28 protein-coding genes and 1 pseudogene are annotated in these 24,937 nt (G+C 59.6%); 11 read left to right on the top strand and 18 right to left on the bottom strand.

The features are described 5' to 3' along the window. Positions 1 to 96 precede the first annotated feature (96 nt). The 3 genes from ACQY7R_RS00770 to ACQY7R_RS00760 all read right to left on the bottom strand — a co-directional run bounded on the left by ACQY7R_RS00770 (position 97) and on the right by ACQY7R_RS00760 (position 1,491). A complete protein-coding gene (locus ACQY7R_RS00770) occupies positions 97 to 399 on the bottom strand; it encodes a hypothetical protein (RefSeq protein ID WP_428303693.1) in 303 nt (100 codons plus the stop codon). Between the two features lie 16 nt (positions 400 to 415). After that, positions 416 to 817, bottom strand: coding sequence for a hypothetical protein (locus ACQY7R_RS00765; protein WP_428303692.1), 402 nt, complete (start codon positions 815 to 817; stop codon positions 416 to 418). Between the two features lie 173 nt (positions 818 to 990). Then, a complete protein-coding gene (locus tag ACQY7R_RS00760; protein WP_428303691.1) occupies positions 991 to 1,491 on the bottom strand; it encodes a hypothetical protein in 501 nt (166 codons plus the stop codon). Positions 1,492 to 1,706: 215 nt separating this feature from the next. Here ACQY7R_RS00760 and ACQY7R_RS00755 point away from each other — a divergent pair, with 215 nt between their 5' ends. After that, positions 1,707 to 2,300, top strand: a complete 594-nt coding sequence (locus tag ACQY7R_RS00755) for a hypothetical protein (RefSeq protein WP_428303690.1) — start codon at positions 1,707 to 1,709, stop codon at positions 2,298 to 2,300. A gap of 12 nt (positions 2,301 to 2,312) precedes the next feature. After that, entirely contained in the window at positions 2,313 to 2,783 is a 471-nt protein-coding gene (locus tag ACQY7R_RS00750) for a hypothetical protein (protein WP_428303689.1), read from the top strand. A 5-nt stretch (positions 2,784 to 2,788) separates the two neighbouring features. Here the strand turns inward: ACQY7R_RS00750 and ACQY7R_RS00745 are convergent, their stop codons facing one another. From ACQY7R_RS00745 to ACQY7R_RS00730, 4 genes are all read right to left on the bottom strand, one after another. Continuing rightward, entirely contained in the window at positions 2,789 to 3,187 is a 399-nt protein-coding gene (locus ACQY7R_RS00745; RefSeq protein ID WP_428303688.1) for an RrF2 family transcriptional regulator, read from the bottom strand. Positions 3,188 to 3,250: 63 nt separating this feature from the next. Beyond that, positions 3,251 to 3,484, bottom strand: coding sequence for a hypothetical protein (locus ACQY7R_RS00740; RefSeq protein ID WP_428303687.1), 234 nt, complete (start codon positions 3,482 to 3,484; stop codon positions 3,251 to 3,253). A gap of 103 nt (positions 3,485 to 3,587) precedes the next feature. Further along, positions 3,588 to 3,800 carry a hypothetical protein gene (locus ACQY7R_RS00735; protein WP_428303686.1) on the bottom strand — a complete coding sequence of 71 codons (213 nt, stop codon included), beginning with the start codon at positions 3,798 to 3,800 and terminating at the stop codon, positions 3,588 to 3,590. 164 nt (positions 3,801 to 3,964) lie between these two features. Continuing rightward, on the bottom strand, positions 3,965 to 4,198 hold the full coding sequence (locus ACQY7R_RS00730; RefSeq protein WP_428303685.1) for a hypothetical protein: 234 nt from the start codon (positions 4,196 to 4,198) through the stop codon (positions 3,965 to 3,967). A 1,115-nt stretch (positions 4,199 to 5,313) separates the two neighbouring features. Here ACQY7R_RS00730 and ACQY7R_RS00725 point away from each other — a divergent pair. From ACQY7R_RS00725 to ACQY7R_RS00715, 3 genes are all read left to right on the top strand, one after another. Then, positions 5,314 to 5,538, top strand: a complete 225-nt coding sequence (locus ACQY7R_RS00725) for a hypothetical protein (RefSeq protein WP_428303684.1) — start codon at positions 5,314 to 5,316, stop codon at positions 5,536 to 5,538. Positions 5,539 to 5,904: 366 nt separating this feature from the next. Next, positions 5,905 to 6,147, top strand: a complete 243-nt coding sequence (locus tag ACQY7R_RS00720; RefSeq protein WP_428303683.1) for a hypothetical protein — start codon at positions 5,905 to 5,907, stop codon at positions 6,145 to 6,147. A 123-nt stretch (positions 6,148 to 6,270) separates the two neighbouring features. Beyond that, positions 6,271 to 6,423: a hypothetical protein gene (locus ACQY7R_RS00715; protein ID WP_428303682.1), complete on the top strand. Its 153-nt coding sequence runs from the start codon at positions 6,271 to 6,273 to the stop codon at positions 6,421 to 6,423. A 592-nt stretch (positions 6,424 to 7,015) separates the two neighbouring features. On the opposite strand, the gene ACQY7R_RS00710 is transcribed toward ACQY7R_RS00715, so the two are convergent. From ACQY7R_RS00710 to ACQY7R_RS00695, 4 genes are all read right to left on the bottom strand, one after another. Continuing rightward, positions 7,016 to 7,363, bottom strand: a complete 348-nt coding sequence (locus ACQY7R_RS00710; RefSeq protein ID WP_152099381.1) for a P-II family nitrogen regulator — start codon at positions 7,361 to 7,363, stop codon at positions 7,016 to 7,018. 1,268 nt (positions 7,364 to 8,631) lie between these two features. Continuing rightward, positions 8,632 to 9,978 carry an outer membrane beta-barrel protein gene (locus ACQY7R_RS00705; protein ID WP_428303681.1) on the bottom strand — a complete coding sequence of 449 codons (1,347 nt, stop codon included), beginning with the start codon at positions 9,976 to 9,978 and terminating at the stop codon, positions 8,632 to 8,634. Positions 9,979 to 10,175: 197 nt separating this feature from the next. Then, on the bottom strand, positions 10,176 to 11,108 hold the full coding sequence (gene ftsY, locus ACQY7R_RS00700) for a signal recognition particle-docking protein FtsY (protein WP_428303680.1): 933 nt from the start codon (positions 11,106 to 11,108) through the stop codon (positions 10,176 to 10,178). Between the two features lie 98 nt (positions 11,109 to 11,206). Further along, a complete protein-coding gene (locus ACQY7R_RS00695; RefSeq protein WP_428303679.1) occupies positions 11,207 to 11,599 on the bottom strand; it encodes a hypothetical protein in 393 nt (130 codons plus the stop codon). 417 nt (positions 11,600 to 12,016) lie between these two features. On the opposite strand from ACQY7R_RS00695, the gene ACQY7R_RS00690 reads away from it, so the two are divergent. Together ACQY7R_RS00690 and ACQY7R_RS00685 are read left to right on the top strand one after the other, a co-directional pair. Further along, the gene (locus ACQY7R_RS00690) at positions 12,017 to 12,451 is read left to right on the top strand and encodes a hypothetical protein (protein ID WP_428303678.1); all 435 of its coding nucleotides are present in this window, start codon (positions 12,017 to 12,019) and stop codon (positions 12,449 to 12,451) included. Between the two features lie 285 nt (positions 12,452 to 12,736). After that, the gene (locus tag ACQY7R_RS00685) at positions 12,737 to 13,507 is read left to right on the top strand and encodes a DUF2971 domain-containing protein (protein WP_428303677.1); all 771 of its coding nucleotides are present in this window, start codon (positions 12,737 to 12,739) and stop codon (positions 13,505 to 13,507) included. Between the two features lie 310 nt (positions 13,508 to 13,817). Here the strand turns inward: ACQY7R_RS00685 and ACQY7R_RS00680 are convergent, their stop codons facing one another. The 3 genes from ACQY7R_RS00680 to ACQY7R_RS00670 form a co-directional block, all read right to left on the bottom strand. Beyond that, positions 13,818 to 14,330, bottom strand: coding sequence for a hypothetical protein (locus ACQY7R_RS00680; RefSeq protein WP_428303676.1), 513 nt, complete (start codon positions 14,328 to 14,330; stop codon positions 13,818 to 13,820). A 280-nt stretch (positions 14,331 to 14,610) separates the two neighbouring features. Then, the gene (locus ACQY7R_RS00675) at positions 14,611 to 16,455 is read right to left on the bottom strand and encodes a hypothetical protein (RefSeq protein ID WP_428303675.1); all 1,845 of its coding nucleotides are present in this window, start codon (positions 16,453 to 16,455) and stop codon (positions 14,611 to 14,613) included. Positions 16,456 to 16,608: 153 nt separating this feature from the next. Then, a complete protein-coding gene (locus ACQY7R_RS00670; RefSeq protein ID WP_428303674.1) occupies positions 16,609 to 16,836 on the bottom strand; it encodes a hypothetical protein in 228 nt (75 codons plus the stop codon). Positions 16,837 to 17,127: 291 nt separating this feature from the next. On the opposite strand from ACQY7R_RS00670, the gene ACQY7R_RS00665 reads away from it, so the two are divergent. Then, on the top strand, positions 17,128 to 17,724 hold the full coding sequence (locus ACQY7R_RS00665) for a hypothetical protein (protein WP_428303673.1): 597 nt from the start codon (positions 17,128 to 17,130) through the stop codon (positions 17,722 to 17,724). A gap of 305 nt (positions 17,725 to 18,029) precedes the next feature. On the opposite strand, the gene ACQY7R_RS00660 is transcribed toward ACQY7R_RS00665, so the two are convergent. Further along, positions 18,030 to 18,260, bottom strand: coding sequence for a glutaredoxin family protein (locus ACQY7R_RS00660; protein WP_428303672.1), 231 nt, complete (start codon positions 18,258 to 18,260; stop codon positions 18,030 to 18,032). 370 nt (positions 18,261 to 18,630) lie between these two features. Between ACQY7R_RS00660 and ACQY7R_RS00655 the strand changes: the two genes are divergently transcribed. Further along, a complete protein-coding gene (locus ACQY7R_RS00655) occupies positions 18,631 to 19,329 on the top strand; it encodes a hypothetical protein (protein ID WP_428303671.1) in 699 nt (232 codons plus the stop codon). Positions 19,330 to 19,416: 87 nt separating this feature from the next. Here ACQY7R_RS00655 and ACQY7R_RS00650 read toward each other — a convergent pair whose 3' ends face one another. Then, positions 19,417 to 21,153, bottom strand: coding sequence for a sodium:solute symporter family transporter (locus ACQY7R_RS00650; protein ID WP_428303670.1), 1,737 nt, complete (start codon positions 21,151 to 21,153; stop codon positions 19,417 to 19,419). Positions 21,154 to 21,401: 248 nt separating this feature from the next. On the opposite strand from ACQY7R_RS00650, the pseudogene ACQY7R_RS00645 reads away from it, so the two are divergent. Then, positions 21,402 to 21,584, top strand: a pseudogene (locus ACQY7R_RS00645) (type II secretion system protein); the annotation flags it as partial. A gap of 454 nt (positions 21,585 to 22,038) precedes the next feature. Then, positions 22,039 to 22,650 carry a hypothetical protein gene (locus tag ACQY7R_RS00640; RefSeq protein ID WP_428303669.1) on the top strand — a complete coding sequence of 204 codons (612 nt, stop codon included), beginning with the start codon at positions 22,039 to 22,041 and terminating at the stop codon, positions 22,648 to 22,650. Between the two features lie 10 nt (positions 22,651 to 22,660). On the opposite strand, the gene larE is transcribed toward ACQY7R_RS00640, so the two are convergent. Together larE and ACQY7R_RS00630 are read right to left on the bottom strand one after the other, a co-directional pair. Further along, entirely contained in the window at positions 22,661 to 23,518 is an 858-nt protein-coding gene (gene larE / locus ACQY7R_RS00635) for an ATP-dependent sacrificial sulfur transferase LarE (protein ID WP_428303668.1), read from the bottom strand. 163 nt (positions 23,519 to 23,681) lie between these two features. Beyond that, positions 23,682 to 24,779 carry a DUF4912 domain-containing protein gene (locus ACQY7R_RS00630; protein WP_428303667.1) on the bottom strand — a complete coding sequence of 366 codons (1,098 nt, stop codon included), beginning with the start codon at positions 24,777 to 24,779 and terminating at the stop codon, positions 23,682 to 23,684. Positions 24,780 to 24,937: the final 158 nt, after the last annotated feature.

The raw sequence follows: 24,937 nt of genomic DNA, 5'->3' as shown, positions 1-24,937 counted from the left end.
ACATATTGTTGCCGTCGCAACTTGCCTAATTCAAGCGCAACTTTCTCAGTTAGCGCAGGGTCTTTATGCCAGTGTGCGTAGTGTTTTTCGTACCCATCAACAAACTGTGCAAATTCGAGGAGGGGAGGCAACGTAGCTTTTTTTCTGCGGCCAAATGGATTTACCGACGTAGTAAAGTGCGACAACCAGCGTAATAAAGTAAGGGATGGTCAGCGCCCATAGGCAAAAAGTGGCAAAGCTAAAATTCGCCTTCGCCAACATTTGCATGTAGTACGCACCGACGCCCAAGAGCCCCGCTACAATACCAACTCGAAATCCATCCGCTGTGTCGAGCTTTTGTTTTTGCTCCAACTCAGCGTTGTACCGCTCTTCAAAGAACTCTTCTATATATTTGTTCACTAACTGTCAAGCATTTTTAGGCTGGCTGACTTGGGAATTTTCCCTTCCACTTCCGCCCCGCTTCATCAGTAACGATTACGGAATCCGCACGTTCAACGTCAATTTCCGTTTGCGCAATGACCATCGCCGCCGATTGTCCCTCGCTAATGGTGAACGAGTTACGCCAGACGCCGAACACCATCAAACTGTCATCATTGCCTCGGTATTTGACGGTAATTGGTGAGCAAAGGACAACGGGGCGACGCCCGGTGTTTGACGCTCTGAAAATGACCTGCGTCCCTTGAGTCGCCGTCGTTCCCATATTCGTTTGAACTGTGACCGCGACTATGGCCCGGTCGCGGCGGTAGTTCAGCACACTGAGGATAAGGCCCACAGTGGCGATGAACGAACCGTAGCATGCAAGGATTGTGGTAATCATCGCGAATCCCAAGACTCGATGTCGGAATTCAGTGATTGTAGCCGGAAAAATGACGGCGCAAAGAAAAACGCCATGCCTCTCGGAGACATGAGGTTCAGCAGAAGGCGAAGTAACATTCTGCCGCATGTCCGATTATAGACGCCTATGAAGGCCAGCGGCTTGCCATTGGGAGCTTACGGAATCCAGTCATAGCTCGTCTGTTGCAGCTTCGGCTCACTCGCGGGTTTCGCGATCGGGTCGTTGTTGTGTCGAATGCGAAGCGCGTAGCCGGAGCCTTCACCCGTGTTCAAACTGAAATTGATCCACCAGACAGTGCTATACCCCGCTTCCTGACTACCCCACTCATCCAACCCGGAGATAGTGGAGCCTTGGGGGATGGAGCGCGTGCGCAGCACATCGGCGAAGAGCGGGTTTACGCTGTCTGGTAGAGTCGGTAGTTGGGCCTGTATGGCCGCCAGAATCTCCGCCTCTGTTAGCCTTGGTTCATGCTGCCCGACCGGGCTGTCTTTGCTACTGGCGTTGAATGAAACAACGGCGTCCGCAAGAGAAACGGCCGGAAGCGGGCGGCGCGGCATGTAAAACAGGGCAGCGGCCGCCGCTACCATGATGGCGACGCATAAAGCGATTCGGTATGCGGTGTTAGAGCGTCGGTCGTTGGGTGCTTCTAAGGTCATCGCCGAACCTTCCCAGTGAATAACCGCCCGCACGTGTGATGCGCGGCAAAGGCATTGCTGCTTACAATATTGCTCAGAAATAAGAACGCAGCACTACGCCGACCGCCATGCCACACTAGCCAACGCTTTGATCTACCGCCCGCCTGCCTCCAATCCAACAACCCGATCCGCTATAATGCCTTCCCGCCAAGTCCCCTCTTCCCACGGAGCTTCCCATGAAACCCCTCTACCTGTTAGCCATTGGCGTCGGTGCCGGTTGGGCCGCCAGCGGCGTGGATTGGACGCACGACGTGCTGGCGCAAAATGTTCTGACTGACGCACCGCCGGCAACACTTCAGCAAGATGCACCTGATGCGCCGCCGGTGCCAACCTCCCGTGCCATTCCAGCCGATGGGATTCTCGACCCATCGATTCCAAGACCACGTCGCGTCTATGAGACTCGCGTGACCACAGATTCCAACGGCGCTCGGCATTCGGAAGTTATGTCGCGGCTAGTCAACGCAGACGGCAGTATTGTTTCTGAGCCGCCGCCGGGACTTGTCGGCCGCTTCCAAGCTACCGCCTACGGCTCGCCTAGCGGTTCCGGCTGCTTTGTCGTCGACACGATGACCGGGAAGACGTGGCACGTCGCCCCCGGAATCGGTTGCCGAGTGCTTACCGAAGCTTTGACGCAATCGTCCGCACCTCCGTCTTCCCCGTCGCTCGCTCCGATGCCAAGCTACAACAATGAACCGTCACTGCCTCAGCGGCGCTCAGTCGTCCCCACGCCCAAGGCTGAACTTGCTGAACCTGAATCCGACGCCAACTAACCCTAACGCCAAATGCTCACCTACTTCCGCTACACCTTGGCGGCGATTTGCCTTGCGGCGAGCCTGGGCTGCTTGGCGATGTGGTGGCGTAGCTACTACCACCGCGACGTTTTGCTCGGTCCCGGTCCGATGCCGCACAAGTTCGTAATAGGGGCCCAATCTTGCGAGGGCTACGGTACGGTGCGATTCATTACACCGCAAACTGCTCCCTCTGAGACGAAGGTCGCGTGGCAATACGAAAGTCGCGAGCTGTCGACTACAGAACGCGATCGATTCCTTCAATTCGTAGGGAATAACGGCCGCTTCATTTGGCATGACGATACCGAATATGGCAAAGGCATGTTCTTCCCCTTTTGGTATCCCGCCCTAGTCTTCGCACTCGCCGCCGTCGCGGCGTTTCGCATAGGCCGGTTCACGCTGCGGTCGGCGTTGGTGGGAACGAGCGTCGTCGCTGCGTTACTGGGGATGGTTGTGGCGTTGTGAAGGGCCTACGCCTTCGCTCGCAAATCGGCGATCGTCACGCCGCTAAGTCGCTTCCGTGCGTCGGTCACGATTCCGTCGAACGTCTCTCGAAGGATTTGTTGCGACGACGGCACTAGCCCTTGGCACCACACATCTTTGCCGCCGTCGAAGTGGTCTATCGATTCGTAAATATCCAGCAAGCTGATTCGATTCGCGGGTCTGGCAAGTTTGTAGCCTCCGTCCACGCCGCGTACGCTTGTCAGGACGCCTGCGTTAACTAAATGCCGCAGGATTTGCAGAACGAATCGCTCCGGCATTTTCGCCGTTTCGCAAATGATCCTATTGGCAAGAGGTCGCGAGCCGCCGTTGGCGGCGATTTGCACGACTGCTGCTAAGGCATACGAAACGGCGCTGCTGAATTTCATCGTGGATGGCAAGCCTATGTGTGATGCGGTTGGGGACGAACCATCGGTTCGACGAGCATCGCACTATCTCAGCTTTTCGATCTCGTCCGCAATGGCGTCGAAGCCATACTTGCGAGCAACCGCAATTAGCTGTTCTGGGGACGGGTTGGCGGCGGGGCCAAAGCTGCCCGTCGTCGCGATCGCTTCTGCAACCTTCAAGCAGAGTACATCGAAAAGCGATTCACATTTAACCGATCGGCCGTCGACGTGAGTGGTGTAGGACTCCGCACTTTTCTTGCCGATGACTGATGACGACATCTCGTCTTCCTGCAATAGTTACGGGAAAGTAAGCTACTGCGGGAGTATAAGTAAGACAATTATCGCCGGCGACTGCAAATTTGTGGCAGAAGATTGCAGTAATCTACCGGCCCGCCGCCCGGCCATTCCAAGGAATAGCGTCGCGTACGAAGACGCCGCTCGTTCCCCTGTTGATGGATAGGACGTTCGCTGTCCCGTCATGGAACCAGCGAGCCTCTAAGGCTTCTGGCGGGGCGGCTGCGCGATCTTGGACGTAGTACCACTGTCCTGCCTGCTCCCAAGCGAAGACGTTTGGCAACCGGTCATAGGTTGGCATGGGTGCGATCTAGAGAACGGCCGCTGCGCATAATCCAACTTCCTGCCGGTTGAACTTGTAGCAGTTCCGCTAGAGATTGCAATGGAAGTGCGCACGAAGAAAGACCGTCGCCAATTCCCCCTTAGGACTGGCGACGGTCTCCTGCGACGCGATTAAATATGCAGCTAGTGCAATGCTTCAATCGCATCAGCGATGGCGTCGAAGCCGTATTTCCGAGCAATCTTGCTAAGATGCTCAGGCGTTAGTTCCTCAAGCAGGTCGAGCTTTCCTGCCGTGGCGGCGTGTTCCGCGATCTTCAGGGCGATGGCGTCGGCAAGCGTTTCGCATTTAATCTTTCGGCCGTCGACCTTCGCGGTGTGAGCCTGGGGATTCCGCTCACCGGCTACTGACGAATCCATTCAACCTGCCCTGCAATTCTTGGTGGCAGAGTTCCGTTCTAATAAGCATCGCGCGAGCCGCAACCCGCGCGATGCCCTGAGCGCTCGCAGGAACCGCAGGCCGCGCAAGGCGGCTTCGGCAAGGACCACTGCGAGTGTGACCAGATTACCGCCGTTCAACTTTCGCGGAATGCGAAGAAGCGCTCGTGTAACACAATTTCTGTAAAACCTGACAACGGAAGAATAACACCTTTTAGGTCATCAAGCCGCGTCGGCGTACTGGCTACTTGGTCGCGCTCTTAGTGCTGCAATTCCCCGGTCGGCCTCGCCCATATCGAAGGCGGACTGCTACCTCTCGGAGCGAAACCGCTTTGAGGCTTATGACGCGATCTATTTCTGCATGCAATGCGATTTCCGCGTCATCGAATCGATCAAACTTTCGACGCGGCCGGTCGACTTTCCACTTGCACCCCACGAGACGTAGAACGCTGAATCGAAACGCGCCGTTTAGCGCTAAAAACACGCGGCCGGCGACTTGCCGATCTACCGTCGCATACCAAGCGCATCCTATCTCAAGCTCCCCACGGACGGCTTCAGCGGTAATTTCAGTAAAACGATCGTGGGTAATCGCCTATTTCCATGGCAAACACTCCGTTGGCCGTGAAGTACGAGAAGGCTCGACGCCATCGTCCGTACGGGTGCCACGCCGCTCCGGAATTAGCAGAAGCGGAGCGGCGCGGCTTCCAAAGCGGTCGCCCTGGGGCTATCTGGGCTCCGCCAGGCTGCCAACCTACCCAGATCGGATTCGGGTGCAACCGAGGCCTTCAGACTTAGTGCGCGGAACTCTGATAAACCTGACAGGAGTGATTGAGAACCCCTACATGCGGCCGAACGAAGCTAGCCGTATGTTGAGTGTGCCAAGCAATTGCGCCACTTCACGACTAATGTCATTTGAAACTAATTGGGACGTTATCAGGGAAATTGCTTAGCCCGGCATCACCCCGCGAACGATGGGTCACCAATTATCGCGCTGCTCAAGGATACGGATGCTCAACCACAGCTTTCTTGCATCTCCCCATTCGCACATCTCTCGACGTAAGTTCGCGGAGCTTCCGTTCTCGCAAACTTGGCTAGAAATGTTTAGTCGAATTGAGCAACTCGACGGCGCTCGCGTCACCAGATTCACCGGTGAGAAATGCGATACGTGGCTGATTTTCGACTACCGGGAGTTTGAATTCGGCATGCACGATCGGGGGGCCAGCATCCAATTCACGGTGAACGCGGACGACTGTCCCGAGGTGTTGCTAAATGACGTGCTGCACCATTTCTCAGAGTTCTTGTCGCCGGACATGAGCGACTGAGCGACAACGCCGGAAAAACACTCCAACCCATCCGCTACGTAAATCGGCGTATGCTGAACTCGTCCTCGTTGACACCGCTCGGCCCTTACAAGCCGTTTCTCACAGCACTGGCCGATTTGAGGCTTCATCGCCTACCAAGCTCAGCATACTCCTCACCGAAGGCACTTCTGATGGATTCTAAGCCTTGTGAAAGCTGCGCTGGTAGTGGACGCTGCTCCCGCTGTGCCGGGATCGGTTCCTTTCCTACTGAAGATTCCCAACAACCAGCAAACCGTCGCGTTTGTAAAGCGTGCTACGCCACCGGGCGATGTCAGAAATGCCAGGGAGCGACGGTGCCGAATAGCACGAGGTTGACTGGGGTAAAGCATGACCGCTGATGAAGAAACAAAAGTCCTTTGGAAGCTGACTGCGCAGACTGAAGACGCCGCTGATGCAATGCGTGCTGCCATGGGACGCGCCAAGGAATTGGCAGAGCAGAGCCGCGAGCAGATGTCGCCGGAAGTAGTCGCCGCTTTTCAACAAGCGGCGGACGAGTGGGACGCGGCTCAGCGAAGCTACCAGGAAGCTCAGGCCGAATTTTCGCGCATTCGTAAGATACGGACGTCCTGACCAACGGTGAGGCTCAGTGTGACCCCATACGACACGAAGTCAACTTTCCCTAAGTCTCGGATGTGAATGGAATCCGACGCATTATTAGTCTCCGTGACGAGAAATCTAACCTTGTGGAACTAATTGCCAAATATCGACTATGACGCGTCAATTGCCGATCCCACCCTCCAGCAGCACAGCCGCATAGGCTTGGTGCTGATCACCAGTGGCAAGCGAGTGTTGATCACCGAAGCCGGCATCGACTGGCTGGACGATAACGGGTGGTCGGATCGCTAGTCGGGCAGGGCGGCTCTGCGGTGTGGAGTCCGAATGAGTGGTTCTCAACACTCCATAAACACTCCATAACACCGCGATGGCCGCCTACACCGGCCTACAAAACGCAGAACGCCCGCACTACAAAAACCGTGGTTTTTGTAGGCGGGCGTCGTCTGATGTAGGGCCGGCAGGAAATTAGAAATCTGCTGCTCTATCCAGCTGAGCTACGGGCGCTTACTGTTGTGATGATAACCGCTTATGGCGGGCTTTTCTATCGCTCTGCAGCCCGTTTGAGACCGCCTGCTGCCTAAGCGCCACGCGCTGATTGGGCGCTGATCTTACTGGTTGGCTGCTGGCTCATGCGTCTCCGAGGATCGGCATGTGCCTGGCGACCATCTATGTGCCGCGTGGATCGACATCCTCGGCCTGCATGCCAACGCGCCCCGGACGAAGTCCTTGCCGTGTACCGCTTGTTGGGGATCGAAGCTTCCCCCGTTAGTTGCGGAACCATCGTGCAGTTCACGCAACTGCACGAGAACTTTGAATTAGCGATAGCGCACGCCGAGGGCCGGCTTACGCTCTCGGGCACCACGGCGCGATATGAGCGTGCTGGCTAAATCGCTTCAGGCCCGCGTTCGCCGGTGCGGATGCGGATACAGTCGTCGAGCGGCAAGATGAAAATCTTGCCGTCGCCGATTTGGCCGCTGTCGCCGGTGCGGCCTCCCTTGATGATGGCATTGATCGTCGGCTCGACGAAGACGTCGTTGACGGCAATCTGTAGCTGAACCTTGCGCAGCAAGTTGACGGAGATCTCGCGGCCGCGGTAAACCTCGGTTTGCCCCTTCTGTCGACCGAAGCCTTGGACGTCCATGATCGTCAGGCGGACGACTTCGACTTCCGAGAGCGCGGCTTTCACGTCTTCCAGCTTGCTGGGCTGGATTACTGCGATGATCAACTTCATGAGGGCGGGGAGCTATTCGTCAGGCGATGGATGATGAGCGTCGGCCCCAAGGCCGGTCCGTCTACTCTCTATGGTAAAGCACAGGCCCAGCGTCGAACATCCCAAGCTCAACTCAAGGCGTAAGCTGACGGAGACTGCATCGGACTGGTCGCTTAAGCGACCAGTCTAGAACTTTCGAGCGAAGTTGCCCCGTCACGGAGTCACTGAGGCGAGGCAAGCGGAAGCTTACTAGGATACCCCGGCTCGGGCGCACTTAGGCGGAAAAGCGCACCGCGAGCCATTGGGGTACCCTAATGGTCGAACATAGACGGGAAGCCGGGTTCCGACGGCTGTCGAGAATGGGTCGATTGCGACACGTGACAAGCGTCTCATCAGAAGTGGGACTCCAGGGAGTCCCGACCCCGGCTTGGGCGAGCGGAGGCGGCATTGCTCGCCCAAGCCATTGGGGTTGGACTATTTTGACTAACCATTGCGGGTCGAAGCCCCGCAGATCCGTGGTCTCAGCCCTCGTAATTGACGTCCCGGCTTGGCGGCGTGTAGGCGGCAAAACGCCGCCAAGCCTTGTGGGACATCAGTCCGACCCAGGCAAGAGTCGAATCCTTCAAAACTTGGGGGGCGATCGTAGTTAACGATCACCCGAGTGTATGGCCGAGCGACGTTTCGCGGTCCGTGCAAAACATGCTCAGTAGCGGCTTGCACCATTTCTTGGCACATCAGCACTGCATTCCTTGCAGGCTGACAGGCCAAACTTAGCTAGCCGGATGAAGGAAAAGCAACTAGCGTGCCATGTCGCGCGAATGGCTTGCAGGTTCTCGTAAGTCACTTGTATCAGGCACTTTACAGTAATTTCTGGCAGACCGATCGCTTTGGGATGCCTCGAAACGCGGCCTTCGTTTGCCTGGCTTCTGCACAAATCGTGATGCGCGGCTAGGCAGAGCGGCGCCTCGCCCCGAGGCATGGCATGCACGAGTCAGTAGCCGCGGGTCAACAACCCGCCGGAGCGGGGCACAAATGGGGAATAGGGGCGAAGTCGGTAGCGGGATAACTGCTACCCCCATTCCTCATTCAGCATTCCCCATTTGAACCCGCTCCGGCGGCTCGTTGAGCTGCGGCTACCGCTCCCACACAGCGCAAAAAACCGACGGCCGAACTTCGCGAGGAAGCTCGGCCGCCGGTCGAGGGGGTTTCAGGTTGTCGCTTGAGCTTGGCGAGGCGACGCTTGATCGGCGCCGCTCCGGCGGGTCGTTGCCCCGCGGCTACTAGCGAGGCTAGTAGGTCAGGATGGCGTCGATCGCGACCGCGGTTTGGTCGAGGTCGGTGCCGGGCGACCAGTCGTGACGAACTTCCGGACGGAAGACCAGGTTCGACAGAGCCTGGATGTTCACGCCGCCGGTGATTTCGTTGAACGACGTGCCGTCCTTCTTCCACCATTCAGCACGTCCACCGACCTTCAAGGTATCGGTGAGCGTGTAGAACATGTACTGGTTGAGGCCGATCGTGTCGATTTGGCTCACGCCGGGGTTGTCGGTGCGGAGCAAGTCGCTCTGGCCGACGTACTGGAGGTTGTCGGTCAGATCAGCAACGAGCACCATGCTGTGCGAGTAGCTGTTCTTCGAACCGCCGTCGATCCAGCCGAAGTTGCCGTACGTGTTGAGGTACGTGAAGGTCACGTTCTCGTTGAGCTCGGTGGCGAAACCGCCGATCCAGTTGCTGCCCGAGTTGTTGTTGGTGAAGCCGGTGTCCCAGCCCGCCGTCCAACCGCCGTACAGCGTCAGGCCTTCGAAGCCTGAGTAAGTCGACAGGGCGCCGGTGTGGGTAAACGGCTCGCTGTTGAACATCGTGTACGAGTGCGTATGGAAGAAGTTGCCGGTGGCCGGAATCACTTCGAACCCGAGCGGGGTGAAGAAGTGACCAACCTTGGTCGACAGGTCGCCGTTGGCCACTTCCATGTAGGCTTGGGGGATAGCCCAGCCGTAGTAGCCGTGGTCGAGCGAGGCGTCGTAGAAGCCGTTGTTGCGGATGCCGGCGCCGGGGTTACCGAACGCTTGCGACTTCTGCGCGTCCGTACCGTAGAGGACGTCGATGCGACCGCCGAAGTCGCGACCGGCCGAGCCGTCGGCGACCTTGCCGATGTAGAACCATTGCTGGGCAAGGTTCGCATGGTCGGGGATGTCGTCGAACGACAGCAAGTCGTCGAAGTTCTGCGACAGCGGGATGTTCTTGTTGTAGTAGGCGATGTTCGTCCAGCCGCCGATCTCGATCGACGAGCATTCGGGATCGATGCCCACTAGGTCCGCCAGCGAAAGCCCTTCAATCGGGCCGGCTAGCGCACAGCCGCTGAACAGACCGCCGGCTTCGCAGCCCGAGCCGCAGGCGACGTCGTCGCTGCAGCTGGGATCAGCACAAGGGTCGCTGCAAGCCGGATCGCCGCACGCGAGCGATGACGTTGAACTGGCCGTTTGCACCGGCGTCGACGTTAGGTACTGATCGCCTTGTTGGTAGTACGCGTCACTCTTAAACGCCACGGGCTCGACGTACCGCGCCGTTTCCGCGAGCGCAAAGGGGCTGTACGTGATCGACGCAACCGTGAACAACGCAAAGGTGCGTTTCCGCATGGCGGGACTCCAAGCTGGGAGTATCAGTCGGGCGGGGGGCGGCGAAGGTGGGGCGTGAGATGCCGCTGACTAAAACTATCGACCGTAAAAGTTGGCGTGGAGAAGCCGAAACGGTCGCGCCGTTCGAAAGTCCTTAAGCGTCCCGCGAAACCTTGCGGGATGTATCGAGCGTAGGTTGGCTGGCGGCGCCAGCATGATCACGCTGCCGGGGGGGAGACGTCGGCGAACAGGGCGTCGACGAATTCGTCCGGCTGAAAAAGAGCCAAATCCTCGGCCTTTTCGCCGACGCCGATGTACTTCACCGGCAGCCCCACTTGCTGACGGATCGCCACAACGACGCCGCCCTTGGCCGTGCCATCGAGCTTTGCGAGCACGATGCCGGTGCAGTCTACCGATTGGGTAAAGTTGGCGGCCTGACTGACGCCGTTCTGGCCGGTCGTTGCGTCGAGCACCAGCAGCACCTCGTGCGGCGCCGTGGGAACGAGCTTGCGGATCGACGCTTGGATCTTCGTCAGCTCCGCCATCAGGTTCTTCTGCGTCTGCAAACGGCCTGCTGTGTCGATGATGCAAACGTCGATGCCTTGCGCCACGCTTTGCTCAACCGCTCGATAAGCAACCGCCGCGGGATGCGAGCCCGGCTCCCCCTTCACGATCTCGGCGCCCAACCGCTGCGACCAAATCGTCAGTTGCTCGACCGCCGCCGCGCGGAACGTATCGCCGGCGCCGAGCATGACGCTCTTGCCTTGCGACTTGAACATCGCCGCGAGCTTCGCAATGGAAGTCGTCTTGCCGGCGCCATTCACGCCGCACACCATAATGATCGTCGGCCCGCTCTCAGCGAAGCGAATCGGCGAGGCATCCTGAGCGAGCAATTCCCGCAGCTTAACCTTCCAGGTCGCAACGATATCGACCAAATGGACGACGCGGCCGCGGAAGTTCTTCGCCACCTCGGCGACAATCTCCTCGGCCGACGCATAGCCCATGTCGGTGCGAATGAGGATCGCCCGCATCTCGTCGAGAAACTCCTCGTCGATCAGCCGGCCTTCGCTCTTGAACAGGTCGCGAACGTCGGTGAGGAGGATGCTCTTGGTCTTCGAGAGACCGCTTTTGAATTTATCGAACAGACCCATAGGGCGGCGAAGCGATTGTTGGCTGGTGATTGGTAGCCGCCGGTCAACGACCGGCCGGAGCGAGCTAACCGCCCGTTTGAGGCTGCGGGCCCTCCATTCTAGGGGGTGAACGATGGGTGCGGAATGCGGTCGGTTGTAAAGGCTTGTTTTCGGCGGGAAATGCGTGGAGTTGCCCGCGAATCGCGCGAATTGTCGCTGATGGCGAGAACTGGCGCGGTTAGGCTCTGATACTGCCCGCTGCCGACTGCTCCCTGCCCACCGCATTTTTGTTTTTCATTGATGCGGAGCTGGTTTGTTCGCCATGTCGCCTCGCTGTCGCTTCGTATCGCTTTTCGCATTTTCGGCGACACAAAGCGGAATGTGTTGTCAAGGTTGAAGTTGCGTTGTCGCCTCCAAGTGCCACTGATGTCGCGATCGAATTGTGTCGCATTTCGTGTTTTTGGCGACATTAATCGGAATTTGCTTTCGGGATTGGAGTTATGTTGTCGCATCGGGTATCGCTGGCGTGTCGCCAGTGAGGAGTGTGATAGGTTGTCATTGAGACCTGGGCCGCAAGTAGCGTTATTCTGCTGGATGCTTGCGAGCCGGTCTGATGGCATGCCGCAGCGGAGGTTCGCACTGGCGACACGCCACTGGCACCCAGTAAACGGCATTCGAGATCTGGCGGTGGCGCAGTTCGTAGGCATACGCACCACCCTAGCGGACCATGCGGCCGAATCCCAGCTGGCAGTTTCGGCCACCCCGCGTTCGTGAGAGAGGCTATGCGGCCGTGATGGCATCTGCGGCTGCTGGCGGCTGCGACAGATTCGGCATGCATATCTCTGTTGGGGTAAGCGCGTCTTATCCACCGCCTTATGGCCAATTAAGACTGGCTCGATATATTGATCTTCGATACACCAGCCCATTCCATGCAATTCGAGGTCGATATGGGATTCTCGACGATTTACTTGCAACCATTCCACTTCGATCGCCCCCTTTCGCAGGAGCAGGCTGAGGAGTTGGTCGAGTTCAGTGAAACGGAGCATGAGGACGACGACGGGCAACCGGGCGGAGACGGGAAGCCGCCGACCTACTATTGCCAGTGGATTCCCACGAAAGACCGAATGGGCTTAGAGTGGGACAAGAACGAGAAGTTCTATTTCGGCCACGAGTGGCTGGTGTACCTCATCGAGCGATTTTTCATTCCGTGGGGATACACGCTAAACGGCGAGAGCCCATGGTACATCGACGACTTTGAAGAAGCCGGCGTCCTGCGGGTAGCGGATAACCTTGTTACGGAAGAACGCCGTGACATCGCCGCCATCAAGTCAGAGTATGGCGAGTTTGACCTTTACGGGCTCTAAATGCGCTGATCTGTCAGCCTAGACGCCAGTCAGGCCATGCTTGCAGGCGTGAGCGTGCTGAACTCGTCGAGGCGCTCCCTCGTGGTTCCGCATGTCGGCGCTCCGCGACAACATGCCACACGCCGAGTATGCGGGCAGACGGCGCGAGAAATATGGAATGTTACTTCTCACTCGGGAGGCCATGGATTCGGCTTCTCCGATCGACACTCGGAGAAATGTTTAACTCTCCGAACAAGAGTCGTTTGCATAGCGACTAGTTGCTCGAGAAGTAAGGAGTAATTCGTAATGCAGGTTCCCTACAACTCGGAGGAAAGACCGCTCCCTGAGCGATTATGGAAGTATCGGCCATGGAACGCGTTTACTCGCTCGCTAGTAGTCGATGGTTCGCTCTACCACGCGACGGTCGAGGAACTGAATGACCCATTCGAATTCCGCTGGCGTGAGAGAATGCCGACTACTATCGAAGGTCAGCGAAAGTACGTCGACGCTGTGTGTGACGAAGTTATGCCGCGTCAAGACAGAAAGACGCGCAAGCGGCAGCGGGAGTTTTGGATGCGTCAACTTCGCGAACGCGTTAAACACTATGACTGCGGCATTGGGCTAGCGCCTTTGCAGTTTGCACTAGGAGTGCTGTGCCTTTCTAAAGTGCCTGACAACATCTCGATGTGGTCGCACTATGCTGCTCGACACAGCGGCGTTTGCGTTGGAATCTCCACCTCGAAAGTATCTAGACGACGCTTCTACCCAGTTCACTACACGGACGAACTTCCCACGCTTGAGGCGGATCAGTACTTAAATCGTGACGCGAAGACGTTCGTTCAACTCTCGCTCACGAAAGCACGCCTCTGGCAATACGAAAAGGAATGGCGTTCCATCAACCATCCCGGACCGCACGATTTTCCTGGTTGTGTCGAACAAGTGATCGTCGGATGCTGGGCTTCGACCGAAGTAGAACACGAGGTGCGAATGGCAGCGCGAGCTGCGGAACAGAGCATCGCACTCTTCAAAGCAGTTCTAGATGAGACTCAATTTGCTCTGAACATTGTCACCCTGTAGGGAAATGTCTCCGCCCCTCGGCTCGCATGTGATTTGTTGTCGCAACGCCAATGTCGACACTTCTCGCATGATTAGCTGCCGGTGGAGCAATACTCCGACATGCTGGAATGGATTCGACGCGAACTCGGAGGTCAGCATGCTCACGCCTGGGGGACAAGAGCTTGGTGCGCTGCCTTATGGTGCAAGCCTCTTACGGCTGCGCCGCCTGGGTAGGCTCACGCCAACCCGGACTAGCCATTTCATGGGGAGCTTCTACGACATCCGAACGATTCTATGAGTTTGGATGCGGACGCTCCTCCGTGATGACCACTCACGGGCCGTCTACCGACTCCAGCGCCTGGGCGAGGCGGTCTTCGCTCACCTCGGTGAGTTCGATCTCTTGCTGCTTCGCTAACGCCTGATATCGCAGGACAACCAGCTGATATTCTGCGCGGCGCTCGACGTTGCGTTGCATCTCCCCCACTTCGTAATCGCCTCTTTGCTGCAAAGCCTTCGTAGACTTCACGGCCTGATCGGCGGCCAATTGGGCCAGCTGAGCGCTTTCGTACGACTGCTGAAAATCTCCGTCGAGCCATGCCAGTCGCGATTCGGCTGAAAAGTACGGGCCGGCGCACTCCAGCACAGTCAGCTGCGTGACCCTGCCTTGCTGCTTGAGCGACAACGTTTTTTCTAGAATTGCCTTCTGTTCATCGCGGAGTTCAGTCAGCACGCGTATCGACGACGCAGCATCGACTTCGATCGATGCATCGACCCAAGGGTCTGTCGCTCTCGCGGCGACGCTAGTGGAGAGAACGCACAGCACGCAAATCGCTCGCAGCAACATATCACTGCTCCTTTGCCGCACACTCGCGGGCAGAGTCGACGTAACTCTGCGTCGGATTGCCTGACAAGCCGCATTCTATTCTTGGCGAGTCGAAACGCCAGCAGCGGCATTCACGTGCGACTCAAAAAGTTCTATCCTGTCGGAATTGACATCAACGGCGCATGGCCGGCGGCCGCAGAGCGTCAACTGGCTGGGATGGTAGTCGACGTTCATCGACGGCTCGCATGCCCATGCCCGGCGGCAAGTGCACACGGCCCGCGGCTACTGATTGAAGCCCGGCCTACAGGTCTTCCGCTGTGAGGGTGCCGGCAATATCGTCGTAGATGATCCGGTAGCGAGTTGGCCCTGGCTGTTTGAAGTCGATGGGAGCGGTGCGGATTTTGTCTCGCGCGCCAAGTGTGAAGCTGAATGTCTTTAGCGGCACGTCGCCGAACTCGGCGACGCCGTCGTTGTCGGTTTGCTTGGACTCAAGGACATTGCTTGCCGGATAAAGTTCTTCGCCCGTGATGGCGAGCTTGTAGTCCGCCAGCGGCTTGCCGGCGGCGTCGACGAGTTTGGCGCTCACTTGGGCCGCCGGCAGCATCACGAAGTCGAGTTGGTAGGGGTGACCGGGGTACACGATCGCTTTGAAGTTCGATTCGCTCTCCGCCGCGTCGCGCGAACGGTAATTGGCCATACCGAGGTTGCCGGCCGCACAGAGGTCGCGTTCATAGAACCCGGGCTTCTTCGCGTAAAACGTCGCCACCTGCAAGTTCGGCCCGCCGTCGAGGCTCCACATCCCTGGGCCAAAATGGAGTTCGTACTGCCCCGCGGCGTCGGTCGTCACGGGTTCGCCAACGCGCAATGTTCCCCAGCCGGTGGCGGAGCGAATCTCGACTCCTTCCAGCGGGCGACCTTCGCCGTCGGTAACGCGACCAACGACAGTGAATCGATCGGTGGGAAGGGTAGGCGTCGGCCCGAGCGCGCCGGCGGCGTCGAGATCGACGTCGATTCTGCCGAACTGCCCATCGTGCACCCACAGTAGCGTCCGGTCATCGGCCCAAGCCAGCTGTTCCGCTCCGTGATTCAGCACCTTGCGGGCTTCGGCGCCATTGGGTTGGACGATCCAAATTTCGTCGCGAACGCTACTCCCTCTCGCGGCGGTGCGCGACGATTCGTGACGGCGGTAGGCGAGTCGCTTGCCGTCCGGGGACCAGATGGCGCCATACGCCCCCTCGCTGATCCATGAATATGGTTCTTTCGTCGATACGTTGACTCCAGGCGGCGAAACGCGCGTGAGCTGGATCTGCCCGTAATCGATGAACTGGGCGACATCGAGAACTCCGATGGCGCCATCCATCGGCACCCCGCTAAGCCAGCTACCGCCTTGGACGATGTCGGTGACGAGCGCAAGCTGCCGCGAATCGGGCGACCAAGCTGATGCCGTGCCGTTCGCATCGGGCTCGCGGACCCTGCCCGTTTCGCGCTCGATAATTGCTAACGGGTAATTGCCGACGTACTGCCCGACGCCGCAGGCGAGATACTTCGAATCGGGCGACCAGGCGGGGAGGTTCGCGACTGTCTTGTCGAGCACCTGCCGCACGGACTGCGTCGCGAGGTCGACGAAGAATAGGCCGTGAGATTGCTTGGTTTCGGGGTGGTCGACGAAGTAGTCGAGGCGTTCCCTGTCACTGGCGAACTTTCTCTTGACCGTCGAATAGTTGCCGCAGAATGCGATTATCTTACCGTCGGGCGAGAGGCATTGCTGATGGAATGAATCGCAGCCGTCCGGCATCCGCAGTTCGCCGGCGGGTTGACCGGTCAGATCGATGAGCCAGTAGCCGTTCTCACCATGCTTGGTGACGTACGCGAGGCGATCGTTGCCGTACCACTGGACTTCGCCGACCGAATCGGCCTCGATGGGCAGGGCGCGCCGGTTCGAGCCATCGACGTCGCCCACGATGATGCGGACTTTTTGCTCGCCCTTTGGGCCGACGGCGATTTGGCCGTACGCGATGTGCTGGCGATCGGGCGAAATGAACTGGGTGACCGGCGTTGCTTCGTCGGCGGCTGCCAGCGACGGGGCCATGATCGCCAACACGCAGAGAAGCCTTTGAAGCCCCGAGCAGGCGTTTGCGGCGAGCATGCCAATCTCCTTGACTAGGCAATGAGCAGCGACCATGAGCTCATTGGACCGCGATCTCCCCAAGCTTCAAAGAGCGGCTTCGATGTGCCTGTTGTCAGCGATTCGCATGCAAAGGCCCCGCGAGCAAGAGCATGCACCGGGCGGGAACACGCGTTAGTTCGTCGCGTTCTGGCCATTTCGCTCGGCGACTTCCACGGGATCGACGGTGAAATCGAGCGTTCCGCAGTCCATACAGAGCCGCGACTCGACTTTGACGCTTCCCGCGCCCAGGAAGTTAAGCAGGCCGGGAACTTGCGGGAGGAAGTGCAATTGCCCAGCAGTTTGCAGCGAACCGGCCTGGAAGTCGTCGCCATGGCAGCGGAGGCAGGTAGTGTTGCTCATGCGTTGGATTTTAATGGCCGATTGGGCGGAATGCTACGCGGCTGGGTGGCATCTCGTTGCGAAGCATCGGCGTACGGTGACGGCGATTGACCTCGACCGAGGGTTCGCATGCTCCCGCCTGAGGGGCAAGAGCATGGCGCCCGGTGCGAGCCTCTTGCGGCTGCGCCGCCCGGGTAGGCTGGACGCCAACCCGGGCTACCCATTTGGTCGTGGGATGAGATGATTGAGGCTGCATGCCGAAAGATGTCGGCATGCGGTTACCCCGACTTATGCCTAGTGATTCTTGCTCCCATGGCATCGCCTGCTGAATCGCCGGATGGGGACGAGCGGCCGCGGGCGGCTACAGGGCCGAGCGAGCCCCAGATTCTGCATTTTGGGTTGCGGCAGTGGTTTTACTTTATCTCGGGCGTGGCGATTCTTTGCGCGCTGCTCGCTCGGTTGGAGACAGTCGGGGCGCTGCTCGTGCTGAGCATCGTTGGCCTCGTGGCGGCCCATATCGTGGGGACGTTTCTGGGGACGAAGCTGCGGGATACTTCTGCCGAGGTGGCTCATTGGAAAGCTCGGCCGGGGTCGCTTGATGCGGATACGCCCGTGGCTGTGCCGCAGCCGGTTTCGCTCAGCGAGTTGCGATTGCCGGAGACGACGACGCTGGCGGGGCAGGGGAGGGGCGTGTGGCGGACGCGATTGGCGGCCGTGATTGGGGCGCTCGTTGGCATGGTCTGCGGAGCGGCAGCCATTTCGCGGTTCGCGGGGCCTGATGTAACGGCGGCAGGCGTGGCGCTGGGGGCGGTGAGTTGCGGCGTTATTGGGGCGTGGGTGGCGCTGCTGGGTAGCAACTTCTGGGCCATTGCGCGCGAGGCGTGGCGGCATGCTCATCGGGATCAGTAGCAGAGCAAACGCCAAGCTTGTTCAGGCCTGAAAGGCCGCGCCCTGATAGCCCAGGGCGCAGCCCTGGGAGTCTGCGACAGTTCAATACAAAGCCCTGTAAGGGCGCGCTAGCGCGCCCTTACAGGGCTTGGGTTTTGCAATCGGGCATCTTCACCCAGGACTGCGCCCTGGGCTATCGCAGCGCGGCCCTACAGGCCGCATTGAGGATTGAGCGACGACTATCGCACTGCCAGGCTTGCATCGAGTGCCGCTGCTGGTCGGAATGGTGGCCGACCCCAGGGCGGAGCCCGGGGCTAGATGTGCGGCTAGCGGCCGCTGGCTTGCAGCAATCGTCGTAGTAGCACCGGTTCGACGCGGCCGCGGAAGCGAATCTTGCCGTCGATTTCTACGACGGGGACGCATGTGTTGAACTGCTCGCAGAGCGCTGCGTCAGCGTCGACGTCGACCATCTGTGGCGTTAATCCGTGCGCTTTCACAAGCGCTTCGGCGTCTTCGCACAGGTGACATCCATTACGAGTATAGATCACGACATTCATGCGGCGCGTCTCGCGTTTGAATTCATTGCATTGATGGCGTCGCGCGCATGAGCGCTGCGGCGATGATGCGGTGCTGTTTTAGTGGACGAATGTTCACAAATTACGTGCCGTTTCCGGGGGCCCCGAATCCCCGCCAGCCCCCTCCTCGGGGGGGTGTCCCGGCGCTCCCGAAGTCCCGGATTGGCAACGTCTTACAGCTTCTGTTTGCCGCCCCTTTTGCCCGCAGCCTACCATATAGGTGGCGACGGGAAGCTCGCCCCGACCGGTTTTTAGGCCTTTGGTCGGCTCGCCTTGAAGGGTGCTTTCAAGCCCCGCTCGCAGGATGCGTGACACGCAGCAAGTGTATGAATTCTTTAAGGTTAGGCTCGCTATGTCAACGCAACGACGCTCGCAACTCAACGGTCTCCGCCCGAAGAAGACGACCCGCGCACAGACTGCCGTTCGGTGGTCGCGTCGCGCACGTAGTCCGCAGTTCGGTTCGCAGAACGTGCGCGCGCCATTCGCGCCGCCGGAAGATTGGCACGAGCCTCGCAACGATGGCAAAGGGTACCGCATCGTTGTGCAAGATCCGGGCGAGGGTTATTCGCACGTGGTGACCCCTGAACAGATCCGCGCTCGGTTGGCTCAAGTGCCGCAAGAGTTCCTCAAAGGGCTCGAAGTGGTGCAGTTCAGCACGATGACCCGCAAGAAGCAGAGCTTCCCCTGCTATGGGATGCAATGGGGGAGCACGCTGTACCTCTATCCGCTCGAAACCTCGCTGGAGGAATGGTTTAACGTTCCTCCGCAGCCACAGGTGGTGACCGAATCGCGGATGTATGGCGGCCGCTGGGACGAGCCGGCCCACGGTTCGTGGCGGCTGACGTGGACGAAGGCCGCGATCACGGACTTTTACCTGAATAACATCCTGATCCACGAGCTGGGGCACCTGATCGACGACCGGAATACCGGGTACACCGATCGGGAGCGGTATGCGGAGTGGTTTGCCATTCACTACGGCTACCGGGCGACCGGCGGGGCGGATAGTCGCCGGCCGAACCCGAAGGTTCGCCGCCGGCACCATGTGAAGTAGGACTGGGAACGAGCAATAAAAACAAAAGCCGCGGGGCCTTTGCGGGCCCCGCGGCTTTTTTCGTGGTTACGAGCTGCTCGACCCGACCTACCAGAATCTGGCGTACAGGGCGCCGAGGATCGCGAGCGTGGTGAAGATCAGGAACGCCGTCAGCGGCGAAACCTTGAACATGCTGCTGTCGATGTCGATCGCCTTCGGGTTATCCTTCGGGCCGAACAGGCTGATGATCACCATCGCCAGGACCGTGAAGGCGAATGCCCAGCCCATGCAGATCAGATAGGGGATTTCGAAGATCTTCGCGCCGTCGTCGGTCAGCTTGCCGTTCGGGTAGGCCGTGTAGAGGAAATTGTTCTGCGACAGGCCCGGGGCGATGTCGTTGAAGAAAATCGACAAGAGGAAGCCGAGGATAACGCCCGCGATGGCGGCGGCGCCGGTGGTTCGCCTCCAGAACATGCCGAGCATGAACACTGCGAAAATACCGGGGCTCACGTAGCCGGTGTACTTCTGGATGAAGTCGAACCCGCCCTTTTCGATGTTGAACGAGTCCTTCCAGGTGCAGGCGATCGCGATCACCATCGAGAACAGGATGAACAGCCGGCCGATCCAGACCTGCTTCTTCTCCGAAGCGTCCTTATCGAGGTACTTCTTGTAGATGTCGAGCGTGAAGATCGTTGAAATGCTGTTCGCCTTGCCGGCAAGCGAGGCGACGATCGCGGCAGTGAGGGCCGCCACCGAGAGGCCGCGGAGGCCGGTCGGCAGGAAGCCGAGGATCGCCGAGTACGCTTGGTCGGCGACGACGACGCCATCCTTCTCCATTTCCCCGACGAGTTGCCCCTTCTGATAGAGCACGAACGCGGCGATGCCGGGAAGCATCACGATGATCGGCATCATCAGCTTCAGGAAGCCGGCGAAGAGCAGGCCTTTACGGGCCGTCTCCAAATCGGCGCCGAGGGCCCGTTGGGTGATGTATTGGTTACAGCCCCAGTAGTTGAGGTTCGCGACCCACTGGCCGCCGAAGTACATGGCGGCGGGCAGGGCGAGGTATTTGGTCACGTAGACAGGATCGGCGTCGGGCGCCGGTTTCCAGAGCATCATCCGGAAGTGGTCGGGGGCCTCTTTCAACAACGCGCCGAAGCCGGCGATTGCATCTTTGCCCAGGCCGAACTGCTCGCTGACCATCGTCAGGGCGATGTACGTCGTCGCCAGGCCGCCGAAAATCAGCACAACCACCTGAATGACGTCGGTGTAACCGATCACCTTCATGCCACCCAGCGTGATGAACGTCGCGAACAAGGCCAACGCGATGAGCACGTAGTGGAACGAGCCGTCGCCGCCGACGAGCTTGCTGATCGCCAGCGAGCCGAGGAACAGAATCGACGTCAGGTTGATGAAGATGTAGAGGAACAACCAAAAGATCGTCATGATCATGGCGACCGACTCGTTGTAGCGCTGCGTGAGGAACTGCGGCATCGTGTAGATGCGGTTCTTCAGGTAGATCGGCATGAAAAAGACGCCGACGACGATCAGCGAGATCGCGGCAATCCACTCGAACGCCGCCACGGCGATACCGACCTTGAAGCCAGACCCCGACATGCCGATGAACTGCTCGGCCGAGATGTTCGAGGCGATCAGCGAGGCGCCGATCGCCCACCAAGTGAGCGATCCTTCGGCCAAGAAAAAGTCGGTCGTGGAGGTTTCTTCCCGCTTCTTCTTGCTGTAAATCCAGTAGCCGTACGAGGCGACAACGACGAGATAGACGAGAAAGACCGTGTAGTCGATGGCGGTAAGACCGGTCGACAGCGCGAGCGTAAGTGAAGAATTCATAGCGTCTGCAAAAGATGGGGCGGCAACAGCCGGAAAAGTTTTTTTGCCGAGCGCGACAAGAATCCCGCGCTGCTTGCGAAAACTCTAACAGACTCGGCGGACTCCGCACAAGTCGTGACGGGGTCAAGAATTGCGTCGCGCGACGATACCAATTCCGAGTAGCGGGGTTATAAATTGACGGCGGCGTTTTCGCCTCCGCCCACTATAATCAGCGGCGGCTGAGAATGCTTGTCGATGGAGCTGTTCGCATGAAACGTCGCACAGGTTTTACCCTCATTGAACTGCTGGTGGTGATCGCCATCATCGGGCTGCTCGTCGCGCTGTTGCTGCCGGCCGTGCAGGCGGCGCGCGAAGCGGGGCGCCGCACCCAGTGCAAAAGCAATCTGCGGCAGATTGGGCTGGCTCTCACGCAGTATCTTGATCGCCACGGCGAGCGGGGGAAGTTTCCCGAAGTCGCGAAAACGCCCAGCTTGGAGAAGAACTCTCCCAAGCCAAAGCCGTCACTGTATGACGTGCTCGCACCGTACTGCGAAAGCAATCGGGAACTGTTCCGCTGCCCGAGCGATTCTTTGATCAACGCCGACAACCAACTCGACCCCAACAAAGACGACGCGCTCATCGATATCTCCGGCGAAGAATACGAAACCTACTTCGAGAAAGAAGGCTTGAGCTACGAGTATCCCTCGCTGGCGCTTGCCAACAGAACTCGCCCGGAGGTGTTGGACACGAAAGGGAGTTCTGAAATCTGGATCGTCTACGACTTCGGCGCGTTCCACGGTCCGCCTGGCCAAAACGGCGCTCGGAACTTCGCGTATCTCGACGGTCATGTCGACGCGGTCATTGTCGCCGAGTAACCTCGTCTCCTGTTAATCCAAGGTGCACGCCATGAAGAAATCGGAAGTCACCGGCCTCGTCGCCGTCGCGGCCCTTGCGCTTTTTGTCGCCTGGTTCTATGGTTGGTTTGACGGCAAGGCCTATAGCGACGATCCGCAGGTCGCCGCGCTTGAAAAGCTGCGCGATGAGAATGCCCCGAAAATGGAGAATATGCCCGCGGACCAGCGGCGCTCTCAGGGCGAAGCATTCCGCAAGCAGATGGAAGGTCTCTCGCCAGACCAACGAGCCGCGTTCTTCGAAAGCAGCATGGCGGTGTTCGTGCCGATAATGGCTGGGCAGTTCGAGAAGAACTACGACGAATTCATGGCCAAGTCGCCGGAAGAGCAGCGACGCGAACTCGACAAGCGAATTGACGAGATGGAAAAGCGGGGAGGGCAGGGTGGGCCCGGCGGTCCCGGCGGTTCCGGCGGCGGAGGTCCGGGGCGTGGCGGCCCGCCGAATATGGACTCGAAGAAGATGGACGAGTTCCGCAAGAAGATGCTCGACTACACGACGCCCGATCAGCGGGCGAAGTTTGAAGACGGGATCAATCGCTTCAACGAGCGCCGCAAAGAGCGCGGCTTGCCGCCAGTCGGCCCGGGACCGGGCGGACGGCCGTTCTGAGTGCGGCAGTCTACGCACGCGACGGTTGGCTGAAGCGGGTTAGCTCTTCCATCGGCACGAGCTGTTGGAAGCTGCCCGAACGAAAACCTTCAAGGTCGAGCGTCACATAGCGGAAGCCGATGCGGCGGAGTTCGGCGGCGACGTCGCTGCGCAGTTGCGCGTCGGCCATTCGCGCGAGGTCCGCGAGAGAGAGTTCCAAGCGAGCGAGATCGTTTTCGTGAAGCCTCACCCGCAGGTTGCCGAAGCCAAGCTTGCGCAGCGCTGTTTCCGCTTGATCGATCATCGCCAATCGCTCCGGCGACACGGCGACGCCGTAGGCTAAGCGGCTCGACAGGCACGGGGTCGCCGGTTTGTCCCAGATTTCAATCCCCCAATGCTTCGCGATCGCTCGCACGGCATTTTTGTCGAGTCCACAATCGGCCAGCGGGCTGCGAACGCGATGTTGCGACGCCGCCTTCATGCCGGGACGGAAGTCGCCAAGGTCGTCGACATTAGCGCCATTGAGGATGACCTCGATGCCGCGGCGCGTCCCTTCCTGCTCAAGCTTCGAGTAGAGCTCGGTCTTGCAGTGAAAGCAGCGGTCGGGGGCGTTCCGCAGGTACTGCGGATCAGCAAGTTCGTCGGTGGCGAGCGTTTCGTGCTGAATGCCAATCGCTCGCGCGATGCGAATGGCGCCGTCGAGCTCGCCGCTGGCCAAGCTCGCACTACTGCCGGTGATCGCCAGCGCGCCGTCGCCGAGGGCGGCGTGCGCGGCATACGCGACGACGGCGCTATCAACGCCGCCGGAATAGGCGACGATGCATCGGCCTAGCGGGCGGATCTCTGCGACAAGTCGCTCGGCACGCGTGGTAATCTGCGATGCGTCCATGCCGGCAGTATACAGCGGCAGTGTGATTCGTCGCAGGCGGGGCGGCGCAAGCTACTAGCCCCGGGCTCCGCCGGAGGGTCGGTTAGTAGGACGCGGGACGACGTCTACCGGTATGGAAACCCACCCCCGGGCGGAGCCCGGGGCTAGGGCAGAAGCGCTCCGCTTAGCTGTTGGCGTCGGCAAAGTCGCGCGTCAGCGGTTCCATTACCTTGGTGTTCCGCTCGACGGCGAGAATCGTGGTCCGCTGTTCGACGCCATCGTACGAACTGGCGACGATCGGAATCACCTGCCGGCGATCGGGCAGGCTCAGCCGGACGGCGAAGGTGCCGTCTTCGCGGAGTTGCACCGGTTCGCCTTGCAGCGTCACGTGGGCGTCGCGGTTCGCGGCGCCGTAAACGATGATCTCGGCGTCGACGGCGAAGTCAAGCTGCTCGCCGTCGCGGCCAGCGGCGCCGCTGCCGTAGCGGGTCTTCATCGGCGTGCCGAGCGGACGGCGTAGGCGTTCTTCGAGCAGTTCTTGCAACTCTCGGCTCGCGCCTTGGGCCGAATAGCCGCCGCTCATCGCAAAGATGCGATCGGCGTCTTCGGCGACAGCCTTCCAATTGTCGTCGACCGCGTCGCTGGTGCCGGCCGGCGGCGTTGAAACGTCGTTGCTGCGGGCTAGGCAATAGAACGAGTCGTCAATGGCGAGGTAGCCGATTTCGAGACGATAGTCGGACGGCGGATCTTGGACGTCGACATACCAATTTCGGACGCCGCCGTGGATCTGGATGTCGCGTTCGAGCAGCGCGGCCGAATCGGGCTGAATTTTGTAGACGCGGATGACCGGCTTGGCGCCGTGCCAACGCTGGCCCATCGCCGCCTGAGCGCGATCGACGCTGCGGGGCGAGAGTTCCCAGTAGGCATGCAGCCAGTAGGGGTCGCGGACCATCACCACCAAGCGATCTTGCCGCGCGGCGGCGTCGGGAGTCGCCGAAGAGAGATTGCGGCCTTGGGCGAGTTTGTCCTGGAGTTGGCTCAACTTCCGTTGGGCGAGACTATCACGTCGCGGTTGCAGGCCGACCGGTTCGGCGGCGTCGGCCCGGCGGCCTTCGCCGGCGCGGGCTAGTTTCGCCTCGGCGGAGGCGCGGCGTTTGGCGGCGCGCACAAGGGCGCCGATCAACTCCTCCTTCCGCATCGAATGCCAGCCGGCGACGCCGCGTTCGCGGGCCATTTGTGCCAGATCTTTAGCCGTCAGCGATCGGAGAGTGGCCGCCGTCATCGTTCGGAGATTCCTATGAGCGAGGCGAGTGTTCGTGGGGAGGGGGAGGACGGCGCGCAGCGCTCCTCTCCATGCGATCGTCCTTTCGCTCCCAGAATGGCCCTCTTGGCCGGAATCGGAGAAAGAATCAGCGGCGAGCAAGGGGAGGCGGGACGGTG

Origin of the sequence: Lacipirellula sp., assembly GCF_965279485.1 — a bacterium.
Classification (GTDB): Bacteria; Planctomycetota; Planctomycetia; order Pirellulales; family Lacipirellulaceae; genus Lacipirellula.
The sequence above is the reverse complement of the archived record's forward strand: the minus strand, read 5'-3'. Positions and strand labels throughout refer to the sequence as shown.

What these genes read in the sequence shown, in the direction of transcription:
- ACQY7R_RS00765 (WP_428303692.1), bottom strand. Translation starts at nt 817, where the DNA reads ATGATTACCACAATCCTTGCATGCTACGGTTCGTTCATCGCCACTGTG.
- ACQY7R_RS00725 (WP_428303684.1), top strand. Translation starts at nt 5,314, where the DNA reads ATGTTTAGTCGAATTGAGCAACTCGACGGCGCTCGCGTCACCAGATTC.
- larE (WP_428303668.1), bottom strand. Translation starts at nt 23,518, where the DNA reads ATGGACGCATCGCAGATTACCACGCGTGCCGAGCGACTTGTCGCAGAG.
- ACQY7R_RS00735 (WP_428303686.1), bottom strand. Translation starts at nt 3,800, where the DNA reads ATGCCAACCTATGACCGGTTGCCAAACGTCTTCGCTTGGGAGCAGGCA.
- ACQY7R_RS00750 (WP_428303689.1), top strand. Translation starts at nt 2,313, where the DNA reads ATGCTCACCTACTTCCGCTACACCTTGGCGGCGATTTGCCTTGCGGCG.
- ACQY7R_RS00760 (WP_428303691.1), bottom strand. Translation starts at nt 1,491, where the DNA reads ATGACCTTAGAAGCACCCAACGACCGACGCTCTAACACCGCATACCGA.
- ACQY7R_RS00695 (WP_428303679.1), bottom strand. Translation starts at nt 11,599, where the DNA reads ATGCGACAACATAACTCCAATCCCGAAAGCAAATTCCGATTAATGTCG.
- ACQY7R_RS00730 (WP_428303685.1), bottom strand. Translation starts at nt 4,198, where the DNA reads ATGGATTCGTCAGTAGCCGGTGAGCGGAATCCCCAGGCTCACACCGCG.
- ACQY7R_RS00685 (WP_428303677.1), top strand. Translation starts at nt 12,737, where the DNA reads ATGCAGGTTCCCTACAACTCGGAGGAAAGACCGCTCCCTGAGCGATTA.
- ACQY7R_RS00755 (WP_428303690.1), top strand. Translation starts at nt 1,707, where the DNA reads ATGAAACCCCTCTACCTGTTAGCCATTGGCGTCGGTGCCGGTTGGGCC.
- ACQY7R_RS00680 (WP_428303676.1), bottom strand. Translation starts at nt 14,330, where the DNA reads ATGTTGCTGCGAGCGATTTGCGTGCTGTGCGTTCTCTCCACTAGCGTC.
- ACQY7R_RS00710 (WP_152099381.1), bottom strand. Translation starts at nt 7,363, where the DNA reads ATGAAGTTGATCATCGCAGTAATCCAGCCCAGCAAGCTGGAAGACGTG.
- ACQY7R_RS00640 (WP_428303669.1), top strand. Translation starts at nt 22,039, where the DNA reads ATGAAGAAATCGGAAGTCACCGGCCTCGTCGCCGTCGCGGCCCTTGCG.
- ACQY7R_RS00740 (WP_428303687.1), bottom strand. Translation starts at nt 3,484, where the DNA reads ATGTCGTCATCAGTCATCGGCAAGAAAAGTGCGGAGTCCTACACCACT.
- ACQY7R_RS00660 (WP_428303672.1), bottom strand. Translation starts at nt 18,260, where the DNA reads ATGAATGTCGTGATCTATACTCGTAATGGATGTCACCTGTGCGAAGAC.
- ACQY7R_RS00630 (WP_428303667.1), bottom strand. Translation starts at nt 24,779, where the DNA reads ATGACGGCGGCCACTCTCCGATCGCTGACGGCTAAAGATCTGGCACAA.
- ACQY7R_RS00670 (WP_428303674.1), bottom strand. Translation starts at nt 16,836, where the DNA reads ATGAGCAACACTACCTGCCTCCGCTGCCATGGCGACGACTTCCAGGCC.
- ACQY7R_RS00650 (WP_428303670.1), bottom strand. Translation starts at nt 21,153, where the DNA reads ATGAATTCTTCACTTACGCTCGCGCTGTCGACCGGTCTTACCGCCATC.
- ACQY7R_RS00720 (WP_428303683.1), top strand. Translation starts at nt 5,905, where the DNA reads ATGACCGCTGATGAAGAAACAAAAGTCCTTTGGAAGCTGACTGCGCAG.
- ACQY7R_RS00705 (WP_428303681.1), bottom strand. Translation starts at nt 9,978, where the DNA reads ATGCGGAAACGCACCTTTGCGTTGTTCACGGTTGCGTCGATCACGTAC.
- ACQY7R_RS00745 (WP_428303688.1), bottom strand. Translation starts at nt 3,187, where the DNA reads ATGAAATTCAGCAGCGCCGTTTCGTATGCCTTAGCAGCAGTCGTGCAA.
- ACQY7R_RS00665 (WP_428303673.1), top strand. Translation starts at nt 17,128, where the DNA reads ATGGCATCGCCTGCTGAATCGCCGGATGGGGACGAGCGGCCGCGGGCG.
- ACQY7R_RS00655 (WP_428303671.1), top strand. Translation starts at nt 18,631, where the DNA reads ATGTCAACGCAACGACGCTCGCAACTCAACGGTCTCCGCCCGAAGAAG.
- ftsY (WP_428303680.1), bottom strand. Translation starts at nt 11,108, where the DNA reads ATGGGTCTGTTCGATAAATTCAAAAGCGGTCTCTCGAAGACCAAGAGC.
- ACQY7R_RS00675 (WP_428303675.1), bottom strand. Translation starts at nt 16,455, where the DNA reads ATGCTCGCCGCAAACGCCTGCTCGGGGCTTCAAAGGCTTCTCTGCGTG.
- ACQY7R_RS00690 (WP_428303678.1), top strand. Translation starts at nt 12,017, where the DNA reads ATGCAATTCGAGGTCGATATGGGATTCTCGACGATTTACTTGCAACCA.